The sequence below is a fragment of the Streptomyces sp. NPDC006733 genome (assembly GCF_040636125.1).
GTDB lineage: Bacteria > Actinomycetota > Actinomycetes > Streptomycetales > Streptomycetaceae > Actinacidiphila.
Genome location: NZ_JBEYJD010000036.1, coordinates 83,076 through 104,788, shown reverse-complemented (window position 1 = coordinate 104,788; position 21,713 = coordinate 83,076). Strand labels below are relative to the sequence as shown.

The 21,713-nt window shown below is 72.3% G+C and carries 21 protein-coding genes and 1 pseudogene; 8 read left to right on the top strand and 14 right to left on the bottom strand.

The annotated features are described in order from the left end of the window. Positions 1-519, top strand: a pseudogene (locus ABZ721_RS28865) (Crp/Fnr family transcriptional regulator); the annotation flags it as partial. 69 nt (positions 520-588) lie between these two features. On the opposite strand, the gene ABZ721_RS28860 reads toward ABZ721_RS28865, so the two are convergent. Next, positions 589-1,002 carry a nuclear transport factor 2 family protein gene (locus tag ABZ721_RS28860; protein WP_358791666.1) on the bottom strand — a complete coding sequence of 138 codons (414 nt, stop codon included), beginning with the start codon at positions 1,000-1,002 and terminating at the stop codon, positions 589-591. A gap of 84 nt (positions 1,003-1,086) precedes the next feature. On the opposite strand from ABZ721_RS28860, the gene ABZ721_RS28855 reads away from it, so the two are divergent. The 3 genes from ABZ721_RS28855 to ABZ721_RS28845 all read left to right on the top strand — a co-directional run bounded on the left by ABZ721_RS28855 (position 1,087) and on the right by ABZ721_RS28845 (position 4,141). After that, positions 1,087-1,656: a PadR family transcriptional regulator gene (locus tag ABZ721_RS28855; protein WP_358791665.1), complete on the top strand. Its 570-nt coding sequence runs from the start codon at positions 1,087-1,089 to the stop codon at positions 1,654-1,656. Next, a complete protein-coding gene (locus ABZ721_RS28850; RefSeq protein WP_358791664.1) occupies positions 1,643-2,449 on the top strand; it encodes an SGNH/GDSL hydrolase family protein in 807 nt (268 codons plus the stop codon). The genes ABZ721_RS28855 and ABZ721_RS28850 overlap by 14 nt, the downstream gene beginning before the upstream one ends. Before the next feature lie 108 nt (positions 2,450-2,557). Then, complete coding sequence (locus tag ABZ721_RS28845; protein ID WP_358791663.1) at positions 2,558-4,141, top strand: APC family permease; 1,584 nt, start codon at positions 2,558-2,560, stop codon at positions 4,139-4,141. Positions 4,142-4,149: 8 nt separating this feature from the next. On the opposite strand, the gene ABZ721_RS28840 is transcribed toward ABZ721_RS28845, so the two are convergent. The 4 genes from ABZ721_RS28840 to ABZ721_RS28825 form a co-directional block, all read right to left on the bottom strand. Next, a complete protein-coding gene (locus ABZ721_RS28840) occupies positions 4,150-4,422 on the bottom strand; it encodes a hypothetical protein (protein ID WP_358791662.1) in 273 nt (90 codons plus the stop codon). 299 nt (positions 4,423-4,721) lie between these two features. Continuing rightward, a complete protein-coding gene (locus ABZ721_RS28835; protein WP_358791661.1) occupies positions 4,722-5,720 on the bottom strand; it encodes an SCO0930 family lipoprotein in 999 nt (332 codons plus the stop codon). 171 nt (positions 5,721-5,891) lie between these two features. Further along, positions 5,892-7,367 carry an NADH-ubiquinone oxidoreductase-F iron-sulfur binding region domain-containing protein gene (locus tag ABZ721_RS28830; RefSeq protein WP_358791660.1) on the bottom strand — a complete coding sequence of 492 codons (1,476 nt, stop codon included), beginning with the start codon at positions 7,365-7,367 and terminating at the stop codon, positions 5,892-5,894. Next, positions 7,364-8,101 (bottom strand): hypothetical protein, encoded by a 738-nt coding sequence (locus tag ABZ721_RS28825; protein ID WP_358791659.1) that lies wholly within the window; start codon positions 8,099-8,101, stop codon positions 7,364-7,366. Before ABZ721_RS28825 ends, ABZ721_RS28830 begins: the two co-directional genes overlap by 4 nt. 713 nt (positions 8,102-8,814) lie before the next feature. On the opposite strand from ABZ721_RS28825, the gene ABZ721_RS28820 reads away from it, so the two are divergent. Next, a complete protein-coding gene (locus tag ABZ721_RS28820; RefSeq protein WP_358791658.1) occupies positions 8,815-9,885 on the top strand; it encodes a helix-turn-helix domain-containing protein in 1,071 nt (356 codons plus the stop codon). Positions 9,886-9,942: 57 nt separating this feature from the next. Here ABZ721_RS28820 and ABZ721_RS28815 read toward each other — a convergent pair whose 3' ends face one another. The 6 genes from ABZ721_RS28815 to ABZ721_RS28790 all read right to left on the bottom strand — a co-directional run bounded on the left by ABZ721_RS28815 (position 9,943) and on the right by ABZ721_RS28790 (position 17,418). Beyond that, positions 9,943-10,755 (bottom strand): sigma-70 family RNA polymerase sigma factor, encoded by an 813-nt coding sequence (locus ABZ721_RS28815; protein WP_358791657.1) that lies wholly within the window; start codon positions 10,753-10,755, stop codon positions 9,943-9,945. Between the two features lie 272 nt (positions 10,756-11,027). Beyond that, positions 11,028-12,503: a DUF1996 domain-containing protein gene (locus ABZ721_RS28810; RefSeq protein ID WP_358791656.1), complete on the bottom strand. Its 1,476-nt coding sequence runs from the start codon at positions 12,501-12,503 to the stop codon at positions 11,028-11,030. A gap of 4 nt (positions 12,504-12,507) precedes the next feature. After that, positions 12,508-13,242 (bottom strand): DUF4142 domain-containing protein, encoded by a 735-nt coding sequence (locus tag ABZ721_RS28805; protein ID WP_358791655.1) that lies wholly within the window; start codon positions 13,240-13,242, stop codon positions 12,508-12,510. Positions 13,243-13,543: 301 nt separating this feature from the next. Further along, positions 13,544-14,905, bottom strand: a complete 1,362-nt coding sequence (locus ABZ721_RS28800) for a glycoside hydrolase family 16 protein (protein WP_358791654.1) — start codon at positions 14,903-14,905, stop codon at positions 13,544-13,546. A 97-nt stretch (positions 14,906-15,002) separates the two neighbouring features. Continuing rightward, a complete protein-coding gene (locus ABZ721_RS28795; protein ID WP_358791653.1) occupies positions 15,003-16,493 on the bottom strand; it encodes a glycoside hydrolase family 64 protein in 1,491 nt (496 codons plus the stop codon). Positions 16,494-16,830: 337 nt separating this feature from the next. Next, on the bottom strand, positions 16,831-17,418 hold the full coding sequence (locus ABZ721_RS28790) for a TetR/AcrR family transcriptional regulator (protein WP_358791652.1): 588 nt from the start codon (positions 17,416-17,418) through the stop codon (positions 16,831-16,833). A 126-nt stretch (positions 17,419-17,544) separates the two neighbouring features. On the opposite strand from ABZ721_RS28790, the gene ABZ721_RS28785 reads away from it, so the two are divergent. From ABZ721_RS28785 to ABZ721_RS28775, 3 genes are all read left to right on the top strand, one after another. Beyond that, positions 17,545-18,192: a peroxiredoxin-like family protein gene (locus ABZ721_RS28785; RefSeq protein WP_358791651.1), complete on the top strand. Its 648-nt coding sequence runs from the start codon at positions 17,545-17,547 to the stop codon at positions 18,190-18,192. Between the two features lie 176 nt (positions 18,193-18,368). Then, positions 18,369-19,433 (top strand): right-handed parallel beta-helix repeat-containing protein, encoded by a 1,065-nt coding sequence (locus tag ABZ721_RS28780; protein ID WP_358791650.1) that lies wholly within the window; start codon positions 18,369-18,371, stop codon positions 19,431-19,433. A 48-nt stretch (positions 19,434-19,481) separates the two neighbouring features. Beyond that, on the top strand, positions 19,482-20,534 hold the full coding sequence (locus ABZ721_RS28775; protein ID WP_358791649.1) for a methyltransferase: 1,053 nt from the start codon (positions 19,482-19,484) through the stop codon (positions 20,532-20,534). A gap of 71 nt (positions 20,535-20,605) precedes the next feature. Here the strand turns inward: ABZ721_RS28775 and ABZ721_RS28770 are convergent, their stop codons facing one another. The 3 genes from ABZ721_RS28770 to ABZ721_RS28760 are packed head-to-tail and all read right to left on the bottom strand — an operon-like array spanning position 20,606 to position 21,687. Then, positions 20,606-20,938, bottom strand: a complete 333-nt coding sequence (locus ABZ721_RS28770) for a TcmI family type II polyketide cyclase (RefSeq protein WP_358791648.1) — start codon at positions 20,936-20,938, stop codon at positions 20,606-20,608. A gap of 34 nt (positions 20,939-20,972) precedes the next feature. Beyond that, the gene (locus ABZ721_RS28765) at positions 20,973-21,428 is read right to left on the bottom strand and encodes an SRPBCC family protein (RefSeq protein WP_358791647.1); all 456 of its coding nucleotides are present in this window, start codon (positions 21,426-21,428) and stop codon (positions 20,973-20,975) included. A 1-nt stretch (position 21,429) separates the two neighbouring features. Next, on the bottom strand, positions 21,430-21,687 hold the full coding sequence (locus tag ABZ721_RS28760; protein WP_358791646.1) for an acyl carrier protein: 258 nt from the start codon (positions 21,685-21,687) through the stop codon (positions 21,430-21,432). Positions 21,688-21,713: the final 26 nt, after the last annotated feature.

Below are 21,713 nucleotides of genomic sequence, written 5' to 3'. Positions count from 1 at the left end.
GAGCTGATCAACAACCCGGACTTCGGACTGCTGCACGCCGCCGACTACGACCAGCGCCTGCAACCGCACGCCGGCCCCCCGCTCCCCGACGACCTGGACGAGCTCATCAGCCGCCGCCGCGGCACCCGCTTCCTGCTCGCCCACCCCCGCACCATCGCCGCCATCGGCCGCGAATGGACCCGCAAGGGCCTGTACCCGGGGACGGTCGAGGTCGACGGCAGCCGGGTGCTCGCCTGGCGCGGGGTGCCCATCCTCAGTTGCGGCAAGATCCCGATCAGCCCGGCGCGGACCAGTTCGATCATCGCGGTGCGGACCGGGGTGGACGACCAGGGCGTCATCGGGCTGCGCCAGACGGGCATCCCCGACGAGTACGAACCCGGCCTCAACGTCCGCTTCATGGGCCTGAGCGAGAAGGCCATCATCAGCTACCTGGTCAGTACGTACTTCTCCGCCGCGGTCCTGGTCCCCGACGCGCTGGGCATCCTGGAGAACGTCAACGTCGCCAACTGGCGCGACTGAGGGCGCGCCCGGACCGCGGTCCGGTCCGCACCCCGGGGCCCGGTCCGCACGGCGCGGTCCGGGCCCCGGTCAGGCCAGGCCGTCGGCGACCAGGCCGGCGAGGACGGCCTGGCCCAGGGCCTGGACGGCGGACTGCGGGCGGACCATCACCGTGAACTCCTTGACCCGCCCGGCCTCGTCGAACTGCAGCAGGTCGATGCCGTGGATCTGCTTGCCGTCCACGGTGGCCCGGAAGATCAGGATCTCCGACGGGGCCTCCTGCCCGTCGGTGCCGGTCTCGGCCGTGCCGTCGAGGTGTCCGACGTAGCGGAAGTCCTCGAAGGTGCGCAGCAGCACCCCGAAGAGCCCCAGCACCATCGGCTTGCCCTCGAAGGGGGTGAACTTCACCGGGCTGTAGAAGCGGATGTCGTCGGTGAACAGGTCGTCCAGCGCGGCCAGATCCTGCTTCTCCACGGCGGCGCGGAAGCGTGCGGCGGTCTCCATGACCCCTCCTGATACTAAAGGATGTGACTAATCACGTTCTTGGGTATGATGCGGTGCCGGACGCGGAAAGGGAAGGGGGGCCCGATGGCTTTGCGACATGCCGTGCTGGCGGCGCTGCTGGACGGCGAGTACAGCGGGTACCAGCTGGCGAAGGCCTTCGACATGGGCGTGGCCAACTTCTGGCACGCGCTGCCGCAGCAGCTCTACACCGAGCTGGCGAAGCTGGAGAAGGAGGGACTGGTCGCCGGGCGGCAGGTGGTGCAGGAGTCCCGCCCCAACAAGCGCATGTTCCACGTCACCGACGCCGGCCGCGCCGAGCTGACCGCCTTCGCCGCGGCCCCCTCCAAGCCCTCCGTCATCCGCGACGACCTGCTGGTCAAGGTCCAGGCCGCCGACCGCGTCGGCGCCGCCCCGGTGATCGCGCAGCTGCACGAGCGCGCCGCCGCGGCCGAGGCCAAGATCGAGGTGCTGGGCGCGCTGCTGGTCCGGCTGCGCGGCGACGTGGCCGAGGAGGAGTTCCTGCGCCACGGCGAGCGCATCGGCCCCTACCTGACCTGCCTGCGCGGCCTGGCCTTCGAACGGGACCACCTCGCCTGGTGCCGGCGGACCGCCGCCGTCCTGACCGAACGGCAGGCCGCCGATGCCCCGCGGTGAGTTTCTGCGCTACGTCGCGCTGGGCGACAGCCAGAGCGAGGGCCTCGGCGACGGGGACGACACCACCGGCCTGCGCGGCTTCGCCGACCGCTTCGCCGAACACCTCACCGCCGCCCACCCGCGGCTGCGGTACGCGAACCTGGCCGTGCGCGGGCGCCTGGCCGGGCAGGTGCGCGCCGAGCAGCTGGGGCCGGCCCTGGCGCTGCGCCCGGACCTGGCCACCGTCGTGGCCGGTGTCAACGACGTGCTGCGGCCCCGCTTCGACGCCGCGCGGGTCGCGGGGGAAGTGGAGGAGTTGTTCGCCGCGCTGACCGCCGCCGGGGCCCAGGTGGTCACGCTGACCTTCCCCGACATCGGGAAGATCGCGCCGCTGGCCCGGCGGCTGGCCCCGCGCGTCGACGACCTCAACGCGCACCTGCGCGCCGCGGCCGCCCGCCACGGCGTGACGGTCGCCGAGACCGCCCACCACCCGGTCACCACCGACCCGCGCCTGTGGACCGCGGACCGGCTGCACGCCGGCCCGCTGGGCCACGAGCGGATCGCCGCGGCCCTGGCCCACGCCCTGGAATTGCCCGGCAGCAGCGACGCGTGGACCCACCCGCTGCCGCCGCGGGCCGCCCCCAGCCGCCGGCAGGCCGCGGTGGCCGAGGTGCGCTGGGCGACCGGGTTCCTCGGCCCGTGGCTGGGGCGCCGGCTGCGCGGCCGGTCCTCGGGCGACGGCCGCACCGCCAAGCGCCCCGACCTGCTGCCGCTGCCCCCCGCGCCCGGCCCCCGCCCCGGTACGGCCCCGTAGCCGCGCGCCGCGCGCCGCACGCCGGTCCGCCGCCCCCGGGTTGCGGACCGGCGCGAGCGCGGTTCACTGGAATCGGTGGGGTGGCTTCGGTGACCGGAGGCGGCCGATATGAGCAGGCCCGTTGTCCCACCCGCGGCCCGGGCCCCCTCGGGGCCCGGCGCGACGGAGAAGGGGCTCAAGGGCGGCGCGCTGGGACTGTTCTCCAGCGTCGTGATCGGCCTGGCCTCCACCGCACCCGCCTACAGCCTCGCCGCCACGCTGGGCGTCATCGTCGCCGTCGTCGGGTTCCAGTCCCCCATCGTGATCATCCTGTCGTTCATCCCGATGTTCCTGATCGCCCACGGCTACAAGCAGCTCAACGCCGCCGACCCCGACTGCGGCACCACCTTCACCTGGGCGTCGCGGGCGTTCGGGCCGCACACCGGGTGGATGGGCGGCTGGGGCATCATCGCCGCCGACATCATCGTCATGGCGAACCTGGCGCAGATCGCCGGCGCGTACGGCTTCCAGCTCATCGGCGCCGACGGCCTGGCCGAGGACACCACCTGGGTCACCGTGGTCGGCGTGCTGTGGATCGCGCTGATGACCCTGATCTGCTACATCGGCATCGAGCTGTCGGCCAACCTGCAGAAGGTGCTGCTGAGCATCGAGATCCTGGTGCTGTTCGTGCTGGCCGCCACCGCCCTGGTCAAGGTCTACACGGGCACCGCGCCCGCCGTGGCCAACGAGGTGTCGTGGTCCTGGTTCAACCCCGCCGAGATCCCCTCCCTGGACGCCCTGACCAAGGGCGTGCTGGCGGGGGTGTTCATCTACTGGGGCTGGGACACGGCGGTGTCGGTCAACGAGGAGACCAAGGACCGCAGCCGCACCCCGGGGCGGGCCGCGGTGCTGTCCACGGTGATCCTGCTGCTCGTCTACGTCGTGGTCAGCGTCTCCGCGCAGGCCTTCGCGGGGGTGCAGGACACCGGAATCGGGCTCGCCAACCCCGACAACTCCGGGGACGTGCTGTCGGGGCTGGGCCGTGAGGTCTTCGGCTCCGGAGCCTGGGGCGCGTGCGCCACCAAACTCCTCATCCTCATGGTCCTGACCTCGGCGGCCGCCTCCACCCAGACCACCATCCTGCCCACCGCCCGCACCACGCTGTCGATGGCGGCGTTCCGGGCGATCCCGGGCCGCTTCGCCCGGATGCACCCGCGCTTCCTGACCCCCACCTGGTCGACGGTGGGCATGGGCCTGGCGTCCATCGCCTTCTACGTGGGGCTGACCCGGGTCAGCGGCAACGTGCTGGCCGACTCCATCGGCTCGGTCGGCCTGATGATCGCGTTCTACTTCGGGCTCACCGGCTTCGCCTGCGTCCGGTACTACCGCAAGGTCCTCACCCGCAGCCCCCGCGACCTGTGGACCAAGGGCGTGATGCCGGGCCTCGGCGGGGTGCTGCTGCTGTACTTCTTCGTCAACGCCTGCGTGGTGTACTCCGCCGCGGACTACGGCAGCACCTCGTGGACGATGCCGTTCCCGCCGCACTGGCAGCTCGGCGGCGTGTTCGTCACCGGCATCGGCGCCCTGCTGCTCGGCGCGGTCCTGATGCTCCTGTACCGCACGGCGCGCCCGGCGTTCTTCCGCCGGCAGACCATCGCGGTCTCCGCCCACGACCCCGCCGCCACCGCCCCGCCGGAGCGCGACGCGCCCTAGCCGGCGGCTCAGCCGCCGTGCCCGCCGTGCGCGGCGCCCGCCTGGATCGTGCCGCCGAGCGTCGCGCGCAGCTCCGTCAGCGCCTCGCGGGTCTGCGCCGTGACGACCCAGCGGCTGCCCACCAGGTAGATCCCGCCGTACGCCTGCGCCTCGGTCAGCCAGGCGCGCTGGCCGGCGTCCGCGGCGAACGTGAGCATGCGGAACTCGCCCTGGTCGGTCCTGCACGACCCCTGGCGCAATTCCGCCGCCACCACACCGATCACGGGGGTGCAGCCGAGCACGGCACCGATTTGCTGAATGGACGCGGGGCCGGCCGGAGCCGGGGCGGTGGTGGAAACCGCCGCCGCCGGGCGGGGGGTTTGCGCGTGCGCGGCACAGCCGCTCAGCACGAGCACGCACAAGGCCGATACGCCGCGTCCCGGTCGCCTTTGGGGCACCTTCACCTCATCGTCTCGGCCGGAATGCGCTGCTGCGCGATTCCGGGAATTGCTGCCGTATTCGGCGCCCGGCCGGCCCGCGCGGAAAGGTCCGGGGCCGGACCCGGACCTCTCCCGCGCGGGCCCCCGCCGGGGGGACGGGGTCAGGAGCCCGCGCCGGCCTTCTTGCCACCCTGGGTGACGGCGAACCACAGGCCCATCTTGCCCTGGCCGTTGATGTCGCCGGGCTTCTCGTCGCCGGTGAACCAGTACACCGGCCAGCAGTCGATGGCCAGCTGCTTGGTCCCGTCGGGCCGGGTGACGGTGCTGACGAGCTTGGACGCCACGCCGCGCACCTTGGTCTTGTCGACGGGCTTGGCGGGCTTCCAGGTGTTCAGGCACGCGTCCAGGCACGCGAACTTCATCGGCCAGGCGCTGTCCTTGCTGAACCGGTAGAGCGTGCGCAGCTTCCCGTCCACGATGATCTTGCCGAGTTCGTCGTTGTCGGTGACCGACAGCGCGACGTCGCTGACCTGGTTCTGCGTCGGTGTGGCGCTCGGCGCCGGCGGCGCGGTGGCGGCCTGCTGCCCGGCCTTCTTGCCGTCGGGCGCCAGCGCGTTCCACGTCCCGCCCACCCCGTGGCCCTTGGTGTCCCCGGCCTGGGTGTCCATCGCGTAGCGGTACACCGGCCAGCCCGCGAGCGTCAGCTGGCGGGTGCCGTCGGTGCGGATGACCTCGCCCAGCAGCTCGGGCTTGATGCCCGCGGAGGCGGTGGCGTCGTCGGCCGGCACCGCCGGCCAGGTGATCGCGCACGCGCCGTCGCAGTTGGACTTCGGCGGCTGGGCGGTGTCCTTGTCGAACCGGTAGAGGGTGAAGCCCTTGCTGTCGGTGACGATCGGACCGAGCTTCCCGTCGCTGCGCACCGCCAGCTCCTTGGCCGGCTCGCCCTTCTTCGCTCCGGCCTGGTCGGCGCCGTAGCCGCCGGTACTGCTCGCCCCGTAATCCGAGCCGTATCCCGTCCCGATGTCCTTGGTGTCACCGGCGGGCTGGACATTGGCCCCTTGAGCGTTGTTACCGGTCTTTCCGCTGCTGCCACATCCTGCCGTCAGCAGAAAGACCACGGTGGCCGCTCCGGCGAATGCCGCTCGACGCCTGTTTACCATGACTGCTCCTTCGCATTCGGTCCGGCGGCTTCGTGCCGTCGCCCAGGGATACGGGCGGCACCGCGAAAGGCGTTCAGCCGATTTGAAACTTGTCACAAGAGGCAAAAGAACGAGACGGTCCGGTGACATTCGCGGGCAACTGCCGGGCACGGCCCGCCGCGCGCGGCCGGCCTACCCCTGGATGCGCAGGGCCAGCGCGGGGCAGCGGCGGATCGCGCGCAGCGCCTTGGGGCGCAGCCGCGCGGGCAGTTCCGTCGACGCCTGCTCGGGGTAGCCGTCGGCGTCCAGGCGCACGACCTCCGGCAGGATGTCCACACACAGCCCGTGCCCCTGGCAGCGGGTCCAGTCCACGACGAGCCGCTCGGTGCTCGGCGGGGCAACCGGCCGGACCGGGGCGCTGCCGTCCACCGTCAGCGGCAGGGTGCCGAGCACCGGCCGCCCGCAGCCGCTGCCCAGCGCGTGGTCCTCGAAGTCGTCGGGAAACGCCGCGAGCGCGGACTCCACGAAGGCCGCCGTGCCGTCGGGGTGGCTGCAGGCGCCGCGCTTGCGCACCGAGCGCAGCCGCGCGTGCACCGCGTCCAGCGCCGCCTGGCCGCCGCCGTGGGCGGCCTGCTCCAGCAGGTCGGCGAGGGCCGGCAGGCCCAGCACGCACGGCCCGCACTGGCCCGCGGTCTCGCCGGCCATCCAGCGCGCGACCCGCGCCACCTCCCCGACCGGGCAGGTGTCCTCCGGCAGCGGCAGCACGGCCCCGGCGCCCAGCACCGCCCCGAACGAGGCCAGGGACTCGCGCGAGACCTCCGCCGCCTTCGCGGAGTACGGGTCCAGCCACCGCCCGTGGTACCCGCCGACCAGGACGCCCTGGCCGGGGCCCAGGCCGCACAGCTCCAGGACGTAGCTCAGCGGCACCCCGGTCGGGGTCTCCATCACCGACGACCCGGCCACCGTCAGCAGCACCGTGCCCGGCTCGGTGGGCAGGCCCACCGCCCGGAAGTCCAGCGCCCCCATCCGGGCGGCCACCGCGAGTTGGGCGTACGTCTCGGTGTTGGACAGCAGCGTCGGCAGCCCGCCCAGGCCCCGGTCGCTGGTGCGCACCGACCGCCCCGACGGCAGCGTCGGCCCGCCGCCCAGGCCGCTGGTCATCGCGGAGCTCTCGCCGGTGACGAACCGTTCGGGCAGCCGCGTCACCCGCAGCCGCAGCCCGACCGGGCCGCGCTCGGCGATCGCGTCCTGCACCGACCGCTCGACGTCCTCGCGCGTGACGCCCAGCACGACCTCCTCGGCGTTCAGCGCCGCCGCTGCCAGCAGCGCACCGTCCAGCACCAGGTGCGGGGTGTGCAGCAGCAGCGCGGTGTCCTTGAGGCAACTGGGCTCGCCCTCACTGCCGTTGACGATCACCGCGGTGCGCCCGTCGCGGCGCTCGGCCGCGCGGGTGACGGCCGCGAGTTTGCGGGCGAACGGGAAGCCCGCGCCGCCGCGGCCGCGCAGGTCGATGTTCTCCGCCAGCGCCAGCAGCTCCTCCGGCCGCAGCCGCGGCAGCGAGCCGTGCACCGTCAGATGGGTGACGCGGTCCAGCCGCGCCACCTCGTCCAGTCCCGCCAGCAGCCGGGGCGGCCCGACGCAGCCGATCGCCGGCCGGGGGCCGTTCACCGCTGCCACCCGGCGGCGCTGTCGACCCGCCCGGCGGGCCGGTCCGGCCGGTTGTCGCGGATCTCGTCGCGCCGCGCGGCGAAGGCCACCGCACGCGGCGGCCGGTCCGGCGCGGTGGCCGTGGGCACCCGGTAGGCGGCCGGGGCGACGGGCGCACCCGCGGCCGGCCGCTGCCGCGACCGCAACCGGATCACCAGCACCCCGGCCACCCCCACCAGGCACAGCGCGTAGGAGACCGTCACCCACGTGCTCGCGGGCCGCCCGGCCTTCAACCCGTGCAGCAGCGCCGCGCCCCACGCCGGGTACGCGCCCATGTGCAGCGCCCGCCACCAGCGCGACCGCCCGCCGGAGGCGAACGCGCTGCGCACCGCCCCGGTCACCGCCACCGTCAGGAACAGGTAGCCGGCCAGCGTGCCCAGGCCGATCAGCAGCGGCTGCGGGCCGTCGGTGAACGGCACCGCCGCCGCGCCCGCGGTGGTCTCCCGCTGCTCGACCTTCACCCAGATGTGCAGCGCGAGGAAGCCCAGCCCGCTGCTGGCCAGCCCCCGGTGCACCCCCTGGGCGAGCAGCCGGTGGCTGGAGTGCAGCAGCAGCCGGTCGGTGGCGGCCAGCCCCCACAGCACGGTGGCGGTCAGGCACACCAGCGCCAGCACCCCCGCGCCGAAGTCCAAGAACGCCCAGGTGCGGGTGAAGGCGCCGGCCTGGCCGGCGACGGTGGCCGTCAGCGCGAGCACCAGGGCGAGGATCACGAGGGTGGCCGGCCGGCGCCCGCCGGCGCCGGACAGCAAAGGCGGCCGGCGGACGGCTCGCCGTCCACCGGCCGCAGCGGCACGCAGCCTCCTTCGATGGGACCGGCCCACCGGGTGCGACCCGAGCGGGCGGGGGGTGTTCAAGGGGGACAAGGGCATGGGGAAAGCCTCCCGAGCGGGGGGACCGAGCACTGCGTCGCACCCGGAGCCCAGGGGGTGGAGAGCGGCGCTGCCTGGCGGCAGCCGGTGAGGACCGGGGCAGCACGGCCCGCACGGGGACCTGAGGGGCCGGAACGTGCCGCGACTGAGCGACAGGCGGACCGGCTCCGGTGCGGATTCTCGGAGGGGTCACCTCCACAGCCGATGAGCAGTGCCCGGGGTGCAGCAGCATCGCTCAACTTCCCAGCATCTCCACAAGATTTATCGCATCGTGACAAGTTCCTGCTTCCCCGTCGTCGTCACGGTGTGCAACTGCGGAAGATGCTCACCCAAGTGCTTCCGGTTCCGGCCGGACCGGGTCTAAACCGTCCCGGCCGCACCCCGGTGGTAAAGACCCGGCAAAACAACGGGACCACTGGCGGGAAGCAACCTCTAGGAGGGCGCAGGAGGACCCTCAACTCCTCCGCCGGACAAGGACGACGGCGATGGAGGCAACCTCCGCAAGACCTGTCCTCCCCCCAGGCAGGTCTTACCCCGGCATGAACGAGGTAGAGATGTGCGAACTTCTTAACCGCATCTGGTCCCTCCCCCGTGGCGAATGGATCCGCGTACTGCGCAAGGAACTCCCGTCACTGGCAGATGAGATGGTCGAAGCGCTGCGCCACGAGATCCCCGGCTTCGCCGGCCTGGTGCAGGACATGGGCCGCGAAACGGTACGCCAGGGCCTGGAAGAAGCCCTGCTGACCGCGCTCGGCTACCGCACGCCACCCAAGGACGACGACATCCCCCAGGAGCTCACCGCCCCCGCGGCACCCCTCGACCGCTCACGCCAGGACCTGTTCAACGCCCTGACCGGAGCCACCGACGTACCCCCCGCGGCGCTGCCCGAACTCGCCCGCCGCGCCGGCTGGCCGCTGCCCGAGACCGTCCGCGCCATCGCCGTCACCTCCCCCGGCGAGACCCAGCAACTGGCGGCCACCTTGGACGACTGCCTGATCGGCATGGGCAGCGACGGGCCCTGCCTGCTGATACCCAGCCCCGACCCGGACACCCGCGGCACCCTGGAAGCCGCCCTGCGCGGCCGCACCACCGCCGTCGGCCACGCCGTCCCCGTCCGCGACGCCGCCTCCTCCCTGCGCTGGGCGCGCCGCCTGCTCCACCTCACCCCCGCCCCCGCGGGACCCGACGCCCGCCCCGTCTTCGTCGACGACCACCTCTCCACCCTGCTGCTCCTGCAGGACGAACCCCTGGCCAAAGCCCTGGCCGCCCGGTGGCTGCGCCCCCTGGCCGGACTGACACCCCGCCAGAGCGAACGCCTCGAAGTGACCCTGCTGGCCTGGCTCGAAGGCGGCGGAGCCCCCGAAGCGGCCAAAGCCCTCAGCGTGCACCCCCAGACCGTGCGCTACCGCATGCGCCAACTCGAGAAACTCTTCGGCCAGGGCCTGCGCGACCCCCGCACCCGCTTCGAACTCGAAATGGCCCTGCGCAGCCGCCGCCTGATGGCGGAGATCGGCCGCCGCAGCTCCCGCGTCACCCGCCGGGCGCGCACCGTCGCCGTGGGCTTCCGCCCCCTCGTCGTCGCCCGCGAGGCCCGCGTCAACGGCCTCTGACCCGGCCGACCGAACCCGCCGGCGGATCACACACCCCCCGTGATCCGTCGGCGGCCCTCACCACCCCGCCGGCACCGCCACCCGCAGCGTCGCATTGACAGCGACCAGCTCCCGGTAGGCCCGCGCACACGACCCGCACCCCGCCAGATGCCGCGCCAGCTCCCGGCCCCGCACCGCACCACCGCGCCGTATCGCCGCACCGATCATGCCGCTGAAATGCCGGCACCGGTCATCACCCGCCCGCTCGACATGCGCGTGCAGATACGCCTCCCGCAACCCCTCCCGGGCCCGGAACGCCAACGACGTCACCCCACTGGGCGTCAACCCCAGCAGCGCCGCCACCTCCGCCGGCGAATCGTTCTCCACCAGCGTGTGCCACAACACCGCCCGCCACCGCTCGGGCAGCGTGTTGAAACTGCGCACCAGCAACTGCCGGTCCTCACGCGCCAGCAACCGCTGCTGCGGATCACCGCCCGCCGCCTGCTGCCACCACGACGCGAAATCCGCCGTCAGCAACGCCCGGCGATCCCCCGCACCCCACTCGATCGCCGTGTGCCGCACCACCGTCAGCAGATACGGCCGCCACGCCCCCCGCGGACCCGCCCCCGACCGCACCGCCTGGAACGTCCGGACGAACGCCTCCGACACCAGGTCCTCGGCATCGTGCGGATCACGGCAGCACCGCTGCGCGTACGCCAGCGCCGCCTCCCGGTGCCGCCGGTACAGCAGGTCCCCCGCGGCCGGGCTCGCCGTCCCGCACCCGTACCCGTCCTTCAGCTGCCGGATCAGCTCCTCGTCACCCGGCCCGGCGTCCTGCCACAGCGTGCCGTCCCCGTCCTGCACGGCTTCGCGAGAGCCCAGCACCGCCACCTCGCACCTTCGAGCGACCACGGAGTTCTCCCGGATGCGGCCCCGGCTCCGTAGTCGTGTTCCGTGGGACGTGCGCCGTACCGTACGCGTTCCACAGCCGCCGCACAGCACGCTCCCCCCGATTGCCGCCCCCGCACACGGCGGTGGCCCCGGAGGCATCTCCGGGGCCACGCCCAACTCGGGACCGGACGGAGGCCTGGACAGCGCCCGACCCCGAGGTCCGCACGGAACACGCGGCGCCGTACCCGCCGGCGCCGCCGCTCCGGGCTACCTCAGCACCGGCGACCGCTGTTCACGCAGTTCACCGCCTGCCGCATCAACCGGTCCGACATCGCGTCCACGAAGTCACCGTGATCCGTCACCGGCTTGTGCAACTGCTCGGGGAAACTGTCCACCGCGATCCGCGCCCCCTGCGGGACGCTGTAGGTGATCCGCTCCACCAGCTGCGGAATCGCCGTGAAGCCCTGGCCGCAGGCCCCGTTGCGGTCCGCGAACGCCACATGCGTGCGGTGGTTGGCACTGTCGATGTTCTTCCCGTCCCAGCAGCTCTGGAAAGTGAACGTCCGCACCACGTCACTGCCCCGCGGGCAGATCGGGTACTTGTCCTTCAACTGCCGGTTCTCGAACCCCGTGCAGCTCCACGACGCGTTGGCGTTCGCCGTCCCGTTCGTGAACGCCTTCGCGTCACCCGTGATGATCCGCAGGAACCGCGGCATCGCGGTCACCTTCGACACCGCACTGCCGTCCATCCGGATCGTGACGCTCTTCGGCTGCAGAATCGTGCCCACGTTGGCGTCCTGACCACCGCCCGGCGCGTTCACATCCGGGCCCTGGCCACCGTTCTGCACCCGCAGCACCGGCCAGTAGTACGCCGACTGGTCCCCGTTGCCGCACGTCGTGCCCGCCGCGGCCAGCGAGTCATTGGTCGAGAACGCGTCCGTGGTCTTGTTGCCCACATAGTCGTGCATGTGGTGCGCGCCATTGCTCACACCCGGCGCGACGATCACATTGTCCGGATTCAGGTGCTTGTCCTCGTTGCGGCCGCACTTCGAAGTGAACGAACCCGTCGACGCACCCGCCCGCTGCCGCGGCTTCACCACGTTCGGCCGGACCTTGGTGATGTCCACGAAGTCCGCCCGCGACGGGCCCTTGCCCTGCTTCTGCCGCTGCCGGCCCTGAGCCTGGGCCTGGTCCTGTCCCTGCGCCTGCGCCGTCGGGTCCTGGCCCGCCTGCTCACCGCCCTGCGCGTCCTGCGCGGCGACGGCGTCCTCCTGACCACCCCCGGTGTCACCCGGCTTCACATCCGTGGCCTTCATCGCACAGGCACTGAGCTCCGCCAACCCCGCCGGCGGCTGCGCCACCCGCCCGATCGCGTCATCGATCTTCGCGATCGTGCCACTGCGCTGCTGCTGCAACTCGCCCAGCGACGCATTCGCGTCCCACTGCCCCGCCGCCAGCTTCCGGTACGACTCCGCCACCTGCGCGTCCAACTGCGCCAGATTCCGGTCCACCTCCGGCTTCGCCTGCTCGGGAACATCCCGCAACCGGTCCCCCACATCGGGACACGCGATCGTCCTCGCCCCCGCCTGCTCGGCCTGCTGACCGCTCTGCGCCGCGTCCCGCCGCGAACCGCCGGCCGACGCGTTCGCCGCGACGAACGCCACCCCGCCCGCGCCCAACACCAGCGCGGTGACCACCGCGACAGCCTTGTTCGGCAGGCGGGAACGTTTATGGTCCTTCTGACTCATGAGATCACTTCACTTCACTTCGTTGTTCCGGAGTCGAAACGGAAGCCGTGACGGTGACCACCGGCTTCCCGGAGGGCGAGGCCCCGTCGGCGAGCGCGCCGAAATCGACGAGCCCGGATTCCTCGAGAACCGAGATGTGGTCCAGGACCACGGTGTTGGCGCGCGTCGCCAAGGACCGCACCATCGAATTACGGGTCTGCCCGCGCACCTGCGCCACCAGCGCGAACACCTTCCCGTGCGCACGCCGCAGCAGATTCACGAACAGCTGGTCGTACTGGGCACCCTGGGCCGCGTCCATCTGCGCCAACCAGCCCCGCTGATCCGCGTTCGGCTGATTCGGCAGATCGATGTGGAGCGCCTGACCCACCTGCAGCACCCGCGCGTCCAACTCGGCATGCCCGTCGATGAGATGCTGCCCCGCGATCCTGATCGATTCCTGTGTACCGCGCTGCTGCGCCTGGTGCCCGGCGGGGCCCTCCCACAGCCCGGCCAGCCGCACCTTCCGGACGAAATCCCGGTCCGTCGGCGTCAGCGGCCCGTACTGCGTGTTCACGATCCCCAGCCCGTCATCCGTGATCGGAGGGGCGGCCGCCGCCGAGGCCTGGCCGCCGAACTTCTGCAGGGGGATCAGCAGCGCCACGAGCGTCACCGCGAGAGCGCCGATGACCAGGACGGTTCCGGTGGTGTACCGGAAACCGACGGACGCGCTGAGGGCGGATCGCCGGACGAATGTCCGCACAGTGCCTCCTTGCCGCTTGCCGGGAGGGGGCCGACGCGGAGGATCCGCGCCGACATGCGGCGGGCACCGCCTTCCCGGGTGCCACCGGACGCTAGTGCCGGATGTGCCACTTCGGTTGAGGGATCATCACCATTGGATAAACATCGGAGCGGCACTCGCGCGGACTGCTACCGTGCCGTACCCGCGTGTGCCGGCACCCCGGACGCGGGCAGGCCGGTGACAGCGGCGACCACGAGGATCACCGCTCCCACCGGCCAGGGAACCAGGGCCCGGACGCGACGCCCGCACCCGGCGCCGGAACTCAGCTGTGCGTGTACGTGAAGTGCGGAGTGTCGTACTGCGGACCGTTCTTCTCGTAGGTGAACCAGTAGCTGACGACCGCACCCGCGGAGAGCTGACCGACCGTCTGCGTCCACGTCCCCGCGCTGTCGGCCATCCGGAAGTTCTGCTGGCCCGCACCGCCCACCAGGTAGTGCACGTCCACGTACCGCGCCGCCGTGGTCGGCGTGAACGAGATCCGCGCCTGCGTGGCACTGATCCGGGCGGCACTCGCCGAGTAGTCGGGAGACGACGTCCCGCCGCCCGTGGTACCCCCGGTGGTCGTACCGCCCGTGGTCGTGCCACCGGTCGTGGTGCCACCGGTCGTCGTGCCGCCCGTGGTCGTACCGCCGGTCGTGGTGCCCCCACCGCCGCTCCGGTAGACACCGAACCAGTCGACACTCATCCCCGCACCCGACGTGATGTCGGCCGACGGCGAGGTGCAGCCGCAGACCTTGTCCGGGTACGAACCACCGATCGCCACATCGAAGATGGCGAAGAACCCGTGGTCCACGGCCGCCTGCCAGGTGGGAGTCGACACCTGGTTCTGGTTCACCTGATACGTCAAAGTGCCGTCGAGGTAGAACCGCAACTGCTCCGCCGCGGTGTTCCTGCGGTCCACGATCACCGAGTACGTGTGGAACCCGGTCTGGCACCCGGCACACGCCTGCAGACCACTGCTGATGCCGTCCGGGTCATGGCACTCCCCCGCCCAGGCACCGCAGTGGAACGTCGTCGAGTGCTGACTCAGCGCGTTGACATCCTCCATGATGTCCAGCTCGCCGATACTCGGCCAGTTCGTCGCCCCCACCGGACGGGCCGCCGCACCCATCGCCCAGAACGCCGGCCAGTACCCCAGCCCGTGCGCCGGATCGGGCTGCTGGAGGGACGCACTGATCTGCAGCTGCCCGCCGGCCGGAGCGGCGAAGTCGGTGCGCTGCGTCTCGATCCGGCCGGAGGTCCAGTGCCCTGCGGAATCCTTGATCGGCTTGATGACCAGGTGCCCCGCCCCGTCCTGGTAGACGTTGGCCGTCGAGTCGGTCGCCGTCTCCAGTTCCCCGGTGCCCCAGTTCCCCGCGGCACCCGGGTAGTTGTAGCTCGTGCCGACGTCGTAGAGCCAGTCGGCCCGGTTCAGGCCGGTGCCCGACGCACCGCTGAAATCGTCGCTGAACACCGTGGTCCACCCGGCCGGCGGCGCCGGCGCGGCAGCGGCGGAACCTCCGGACACCGACAGCCCCAGACCGCCGGCGACCAGCAGGAGCAGCGCGCTGAAGACGGTGAGCGGAACATGCCGGAGGCGGCGCCCGGCGCCCGGCGCGGAAACGAGTGGGATGTCTCTTCTCATGGGCGGCCGTGACCTTTCTGCGGAACTGCGCGAGGTGCGGGAGGCGCGGGCGCGCGCACAAGCGGCGCCGCACCGGATGACGGGTCCGCCCGGCCCGTCAGCTGAAGGGGTCGAGCAGCAGCGACGCGCCCTGCGGGCTGCCGTCGTGCACCAGTGACTCGTGGTGCCCCACGTCGTCGAAGGCGAACGCGTACGCGTTCCCGTCCGCCATCTGCGCGTGGATGAAGCGCGCGTAGTGGTTGGTCACCGCGTCCTGGTAGAAGCTCCCGGCACCGGTGTCGGGCTGGTCGGGGTTGACCAGCAGCGTCGAGCGGTTGAACCCCGCGCACAGGGTGCGGGAGATCGGGCCGCGCACCAGGTCGTTGGGGGCGTCCAGGCGCTTGTAGCAGCCGAAGACGCTGTCGGCGTCCGGCTTCTGGAAGCTGGTGACGACCGCCCCGGAGGTGTTGGTGAAGTTCATGACGCTGTCCGACACCCGGCCGAAGTACTTCGTGTTCGGCTGGTCGGCGAACGGCGTCACCGTCAGCGTCGACGTGGAGTACTTCTGCCACACCCGGTTGATGTAGTCGTCGAGGACACCGCCGGGCAGCGCACCGGACTCGATGCCGTGCCCCGGCGCCAGCGCGCGCAGGACCGAGTTGTCGGGTGCCGTCTGGATCAGGCCCGCCCAGCCGCCGGACTGGCCGCGCAGCGCGTTGAGGACGGCGTTGTAACCGCCGGGCTTCAGATGGCCTGTCGTCCGGCTCGCCCCCGTGGTGGACTTCACCGCCACCGCGTAGGGCGCGGAGAACATGTCCACCTGCGTGCTGTTGATCCACAGCCCGCTGTCGTTGAGCGTGTACTCCGACCAGTTGAACAGGATGTTGCGGTTCGGGTCGCTCGGGTTCTGCACGGCGGGCTGCACCAGTCCGCCGGTGGCCAGCTTGAACACCAGCTTCTGCCCGTAGGAGAAGTAGACCCGCCCGGAGAACTTCGGGATCCGGATCGTCATCGACTGGCCGGGGGCCGGCCCCGCGATCGACGCGTCCGGCGCCGGGGTGGGCGGATTGCCGCCCGCCGGCCAGGCGTGGAAGGTGCCGCCCGCGTCGGCCCAGCCCTGCTGCCCGCTCGACAGCTGGGTGCCCAGGTCGTAGAGGTAGACGGCTCCGGCGCGGCCGGAGTTGTTGGTGACCGTCAGCGGGATGGTGCCGGGCACCGGCTCCCCGCCCCCGCCGCCGGTCGTCCCGCCGGTCGTGCCCCCGCCGCCCTGGGTCCAGGTGAACTGGGGAGTGTCGTACTGCGGGCCGTTCTTCTCGTAGGTGAACCAGTAGGAGAGGACCGAGCCGGTCGAGAGCTGGTCGACGGTGCGGGTCCAGGTGCCCCCGCTGTCGGTCATCCGGAAGTTCTGCTGGCCCGCGCCGTTGACCTGGTAGTGCACGTCCACGTACAGCGCGGGGGTCGTGGGGGTGAAGGCGATCCGCGCCTGGCCGGCGCTGATCGCGGTGACGCCCTGGGTGTAGTCGGACGGGCCGGCCGCCGCGGACCCCGCGACGGTGAGACCGGCCAGGCCCGCGAGGACCAGGACGGCGGCGGACACGAACACGGTCACGCTGCGGCTCCAGCGCCGCCGGGTCCGGTCAAGGCGCGGAAGTGGGGTTCTGCGCATCGGAATCTGTTTCCCTTCTTCTGTTCACGAAGCGAAAGGGAAGTACCTGCCGGGCGGAGAACGCGCTCATGTCTCGTAGATGAGAGCGCTCTCAGACAACAGGACCGTGTTGGATTGTCAGTGCATGGCGAGAGCGCGTCAAGAAGTTGAACGGGATTCGCCCGCGGGCCGCTCGCTGCCGTTTTCCTTCCGTTGCGGCCGGTGCGGCGAGGCCATAGGGCTTGTTATTACATCGGTGGCACCGGGCCGGCGGCGGGCGGAGTGGTGCCGCGCCCAGCCGCTACCGGCCGAGCAGCGAGAGCGTGGCGTCGACGGCGCCGTGCAGCGTCGCGGCGTCGGCCCCGCCGCGCGACCGCAGGTTCACGCCGTAGGCGAGCAGCGCCAGCGCCTCGGCGGCGGTGTCCGGGCGGACGCCCGGCGCGAGCTGCCCCTGGGCGCGGCCCGCTTCGAGTTCGGCGCGCAGCGCGTCCCGCAGCAGCCGGTGGTGCTCGTCCAGCAGGGCGCGGACCTCGGGATCGCGGCCCTCGGTGCCGACATGGGCGTTGACGACCATGCAGCCCCACCCGGCGTACTCGCCGGAGCAGCGCACCTCGATCAGGCCGCCGAAGAAGTCCCGTACGGCGGGCAGCCCCCGCCCGTCCTCCCCCAGCGCCCGGAACGCCGGCTGCGCGCGCCGCCGCAGGTAGCGGCGCAGGGCGGCGAGGTAGAGCTCCCGCTTGTCGCCGAACGTGGTGTAGAGGCTGGACCGGCTGAGGCCCGTCGCCGTGGCGACGGCCTGGATCGACGCCTTGTCCGCGCCCTGCTGCCAGAACAGCCGCTCGACCCGCTCCAGCGCCGCGTCCGGGTCGAAGTGCTTGATGTCGGGCACCGTTCACCGCTCCCGGGTTCTTGGAATGACGATTCCAAGATAACCCTTGACGCGCGAACCGGGCGGCCACCATCCTGGAACGACTGTTCCAAGATCAGTGCCCCGGCACCGAGAGGACCCGCCACCGTGAGCCTTGAGAACGAGCTGCGCGACCTGTACGAGAACAAGCACCGGGCCCTGCCCGCCGACGCGCTGGAGGTCATGGACCGGGGCGGAGCGGAGCTCGCCGCGTCCGGCCTGGCGGAGCGCGCCCTGGGACCGGGCGCGCCGGCCCCGCGCTTCACCCTCCCCGCGGCCGCCGGCCGGCCGGTCGCGCTCGACGACCTGCTCACCGAGGGCCCCGTGGTCCTCACCTTCTACCGCGGCGCGTGGTGCCCGTACTGCAACCTCGCGCTGCGCTCCCTGCAGGCGCACCACGACGCCATCACCGCCCGCGGCGCCCGGCTGGTCGCCGTCTCCCCGCAGATCCCGGACGAGTCGCTCTCCCTCACCGAGAAGGCCCAGCTCACCTTCGACGTGCTCAGTGACGTCGGCTCCGAGGTCGCCCACCGGTTCGGCATCGCGTTCGACCTCTCCGACGAACTGGGCGCGGTCTACGACCGGTTCGGCTTCGAGCTCCGGCGGGTCAACGCCGGCCACCCCCGCACCCTGCCGCTGCCCGCCACCTACGTCATCGACCGCTCCGGCGTCATCCGCTGGGCCTTCGTCAGGGCCGACTACGCCCTGCGCGCCGAACCGGCCGACATCCTGGCCGCGCTCGACGCCCTGGACTGAGGCGCCCCGGGCGGTCGAGCACGAGTGGCGGGTCCGGATGATCACCCATAGCTTCGAACCGGCGGCCGCACGCCCCGCACGGGCGACGTATGCGTGCCGCCGTCGAACGTCCCTCGGATCCGTCGCCGAGCCCGGCGCCGCTACGGGTGGACCATCCTGGAGAGCGGGTCGGGGTCATGGCCGCACGACGGTTCCGTCAACTGGTCGCCACTGCTGTCGGTGTCGCCGCCGCAGGACTGGCGGCCGCCCCGCCCGCGCAGGCGGGGAGCGTGCTCCTGGTCGGCGAGGGGCAGTCGATCCAGGCGGCGGTCGACCGGGCGGAGGCCGGGGACACCGTCCTCGTCCTGCCGGGCACCTACCGCGAGAGCGTCCGCCTCACCGTCTCCGGCGTCACGCTGCGCGGGTCGGGCGAGCGGACGGTCCTCACCCCCGCGGCCGTGCCCGCGGGCAGCGCCTGCGCCGAGGCGGGCCACGGCATCTGCGTCACCGGAACGGCCGACCGCGCGGTCGCCGATGTGACCGTCGAGTCGCTCGCGCTCTCCGGCTTCCCGAAGGACGCGGTCGCCGCCACCGGCACCGACCGGCTGAGCGTGCGGTTCGTGCTCGGCCGGGAGAGCGGCCGCTACGGCATCAGTGTCGAGAAGTCGACACGGACCCGCCTGTCCGGCAACCGGCTGCGCGACAACGCGCAGGCGGGGGCGTTCCTGGCGAACCGCACCGACGCCGAGGGCGGCGCCCTGGACACCGGGGGCGCGATGATCAGCGGCAACGACCTCTCCGGGAACCGGATCGGCTTCGTGGCCCGGCGGGTGCGCGACCTGACCGTTGAGAACAACACCATGACCGGGAACTGCGCCGGCGTGTTCGTCGTGGGGGACGAGGGGACGCCGCGGGCCGGAGCACTCCGCATCCGTCTCAACAAGGTCGTCGCGAACAACCGGTTCTGCCCCGCGAACTCCCGGCTGCCGTTCATCCAGGGCTCCGGGATCGTCCTGACCGGCGTGGAGGACACGACGGTGGAACTGAACACGATCACCGACAACGCCGGGACCTCGCCGATGTCCGGCGGCGTCGTGCTCTTCCCGAGCTTCGCGGGCGGCCCCAACTCCGGCAACACCGTCAGGGACAACACGGTCGTGCGCAACGGCCCGGCCGACCTCGCCGACCGCGACACCGCCGGCCGCGGCAACGCCTTCGACGGCAACCGCTGCCTGCTCTCGGCGCCGGCGGGCCGCTGCTGACCGCGTGCTCCACCACCCCCACACCCTTCCAGCCTGGAGAGGCAGCCCATGACGACCCCATCTTCGACGGCGGCATCCGCGTCCGCCCTCACCCCGCACGCCGGCATGCGGCTGCGCGAGATCGTGTTCGGCGCCGCCTGCGCCGCGGCCGTGCGCGCCGCCGCGCGGCTGCGGATCGCCGACGTGCTGGGCGAGGCCCCGGCGACGGTCGAGGAACTGGCCCTGGACGTCAACGCCGAGGCCAAGCCGCTGCGCCGGCTGCTGCGGGCGCTGTCGTGCTACGGCCTGTTCGCGGAGACCGAGGACGGCCGCTTCACGCACACCGAGATGTCGCGGCTGCTGCGCGAGGACTCCCCCGACAGCCTCCGGTACATCTCGCTGTGGTGCACCGAGCCGTGGACGTGGCAGGCGTGGCCGCTGCTCGACGACGCGGTGCGCTCCGGGAAGGACGTCTTCCCGGAGCTGTACGGGAAGAACTTCTTCGACTACCTGCACGACGACGCGGGCGACTCGGCCGTGGTCTTCGACCGGGCGATGTCGTCCTCCAGCCGGCAGTCCGCCGAGGACCTCGCCGCCTTCGTCGACCTCTCCGGGGTCGCGAGCGTCGCGGACATCGGCGGCGGCCAGGGGCTGGCGCTCGCCCGCCTGCTGGAGCGGAACCCGGAACTGACCGGGACCCTGCTCGACCTCCCCAACGTGATCGCGGGCGCGGACCCGCGGCTGCGCGACGGCGGCCCGCTGGCCGGGCGGGTCCGGCTGGTGCCGGGCGACTGCCGCGAGGAGATCCCCGTCGAGGCGGACCTGTACATCATCAAGAACATCCTGGAGTGGGACGACGCCAGCACCCGCGCCACGCTCCGCAACATCGTCAGGACCGCGCGCCCCGGCGCCCGGGTGCTGGTCGTCGAGAACCTGGTCGACGACAGCCCGTCGATGCGGTTCACCACGGCCATGGACCTGTTGCTGCTGCTGAACGTCGGGGGCGGCAAGCACTCCAAGGCGAGCATGGTCCTGCTGATGGAGGAGGCCGGGCTCGCGGTCGGCGAGATCCGGCCGGTCAACGCCTACCTGCACGCCTTCGAGGCGTTCGTCCCCGTCTAGCGCGTCCCGCACCCGACGACGACGGCGCCACGCTCCCCGCAGGAGCGTGGCGCCGTCGCGTGGTGCGCGGCTCAGCCGGCGTCCGCGCGCTCCCAGCGGTAGAACTCGCGGGCCATCGCGTCCTTCGGCTCGCGCCAGGTGGCCGGGTCGTAGGCCCGCACGTGCGCGGCGAGGCGGTCGCTGACGTCGCGGAACTCCGGGTGGCCCTTGTAGCGGGCCACTTCGGGGCCGGGCGGGCGGTCCGCCTCGATCAGGTGCAGGTACAGGTCGCCGAACTGGAACAGGCTGCGCCCGGTCACGCCGATCAGGCGCGGCAGTTCCCCGCGGTCGGAGGCGGCGAACGTCTCGGCGATGTCGGGTGCGGCGCCGGGCCGCATGCGGGCGACGATGAGTGAGCGGTGCATCGGGGTGGTCCCTTCGGGGTCGGAGCGGGGTCGGTCAGACGACCCGGGCGTGCTCCTCGACCTGCCGGCGGATCCGTTCCATCTGGATCAGCGAGTTGCGGTTGATGTGGTCGGTCATGCCGGCGTCGTCGACCGGCGCGGTGGGCTTCATGGCGAAGTCCTGCAGCCAGCGCATGGACGTGCCGTCCGGCACCTCCCGGTACTCCCACCGGATGTTCATGTGCTCGAAGGGGCCGGTCTCCACCCGGCGGGCCTTCACGGTGAAGGTCTTCCGGTCGGCCTCGCGCTCCGAGACCCAGCTCCAGACCGTCCCGTTCTCGTCGGGGTGCATCGTCAGCCGGAAGGTGACGGTGTCGCCCTGCCGCTCCAGCACGTCGACGGAGGCGTACTCGCTGAACAGCTGCGGCCAGCGTTCGAGGTCGTTGGTGAGGTCCCAGGTGAGGTCCAGGGGCGCGGCGATGGTGATCTGGTTGTCGGTGCGTCCGGTCATGTCAGGCTCCGAGGGTGAGTTGGGCGTTGACGCTCTGCAGGAAGGAGTGCGGGGTCTTGCACGAGTCCGCTTCGTCGCCGATCTGCCGGCCGTAGCGGTTCTCGAGTTCGGAGACGATGCCGAGCAGGCCGAGCGAGTCGAGGTTGAACTCCTCGAAGGTCGCCTCGGGCCGGTTCGCCATCTCGCCCGGGTCGACGGACAGGCCGGCGCGGCCCTTCATCAAGGACGCGAGCTCGTCGAACGTGACGGGTCCGTTCATCACTGGTTTCTCCTTGGTCGGGGAGG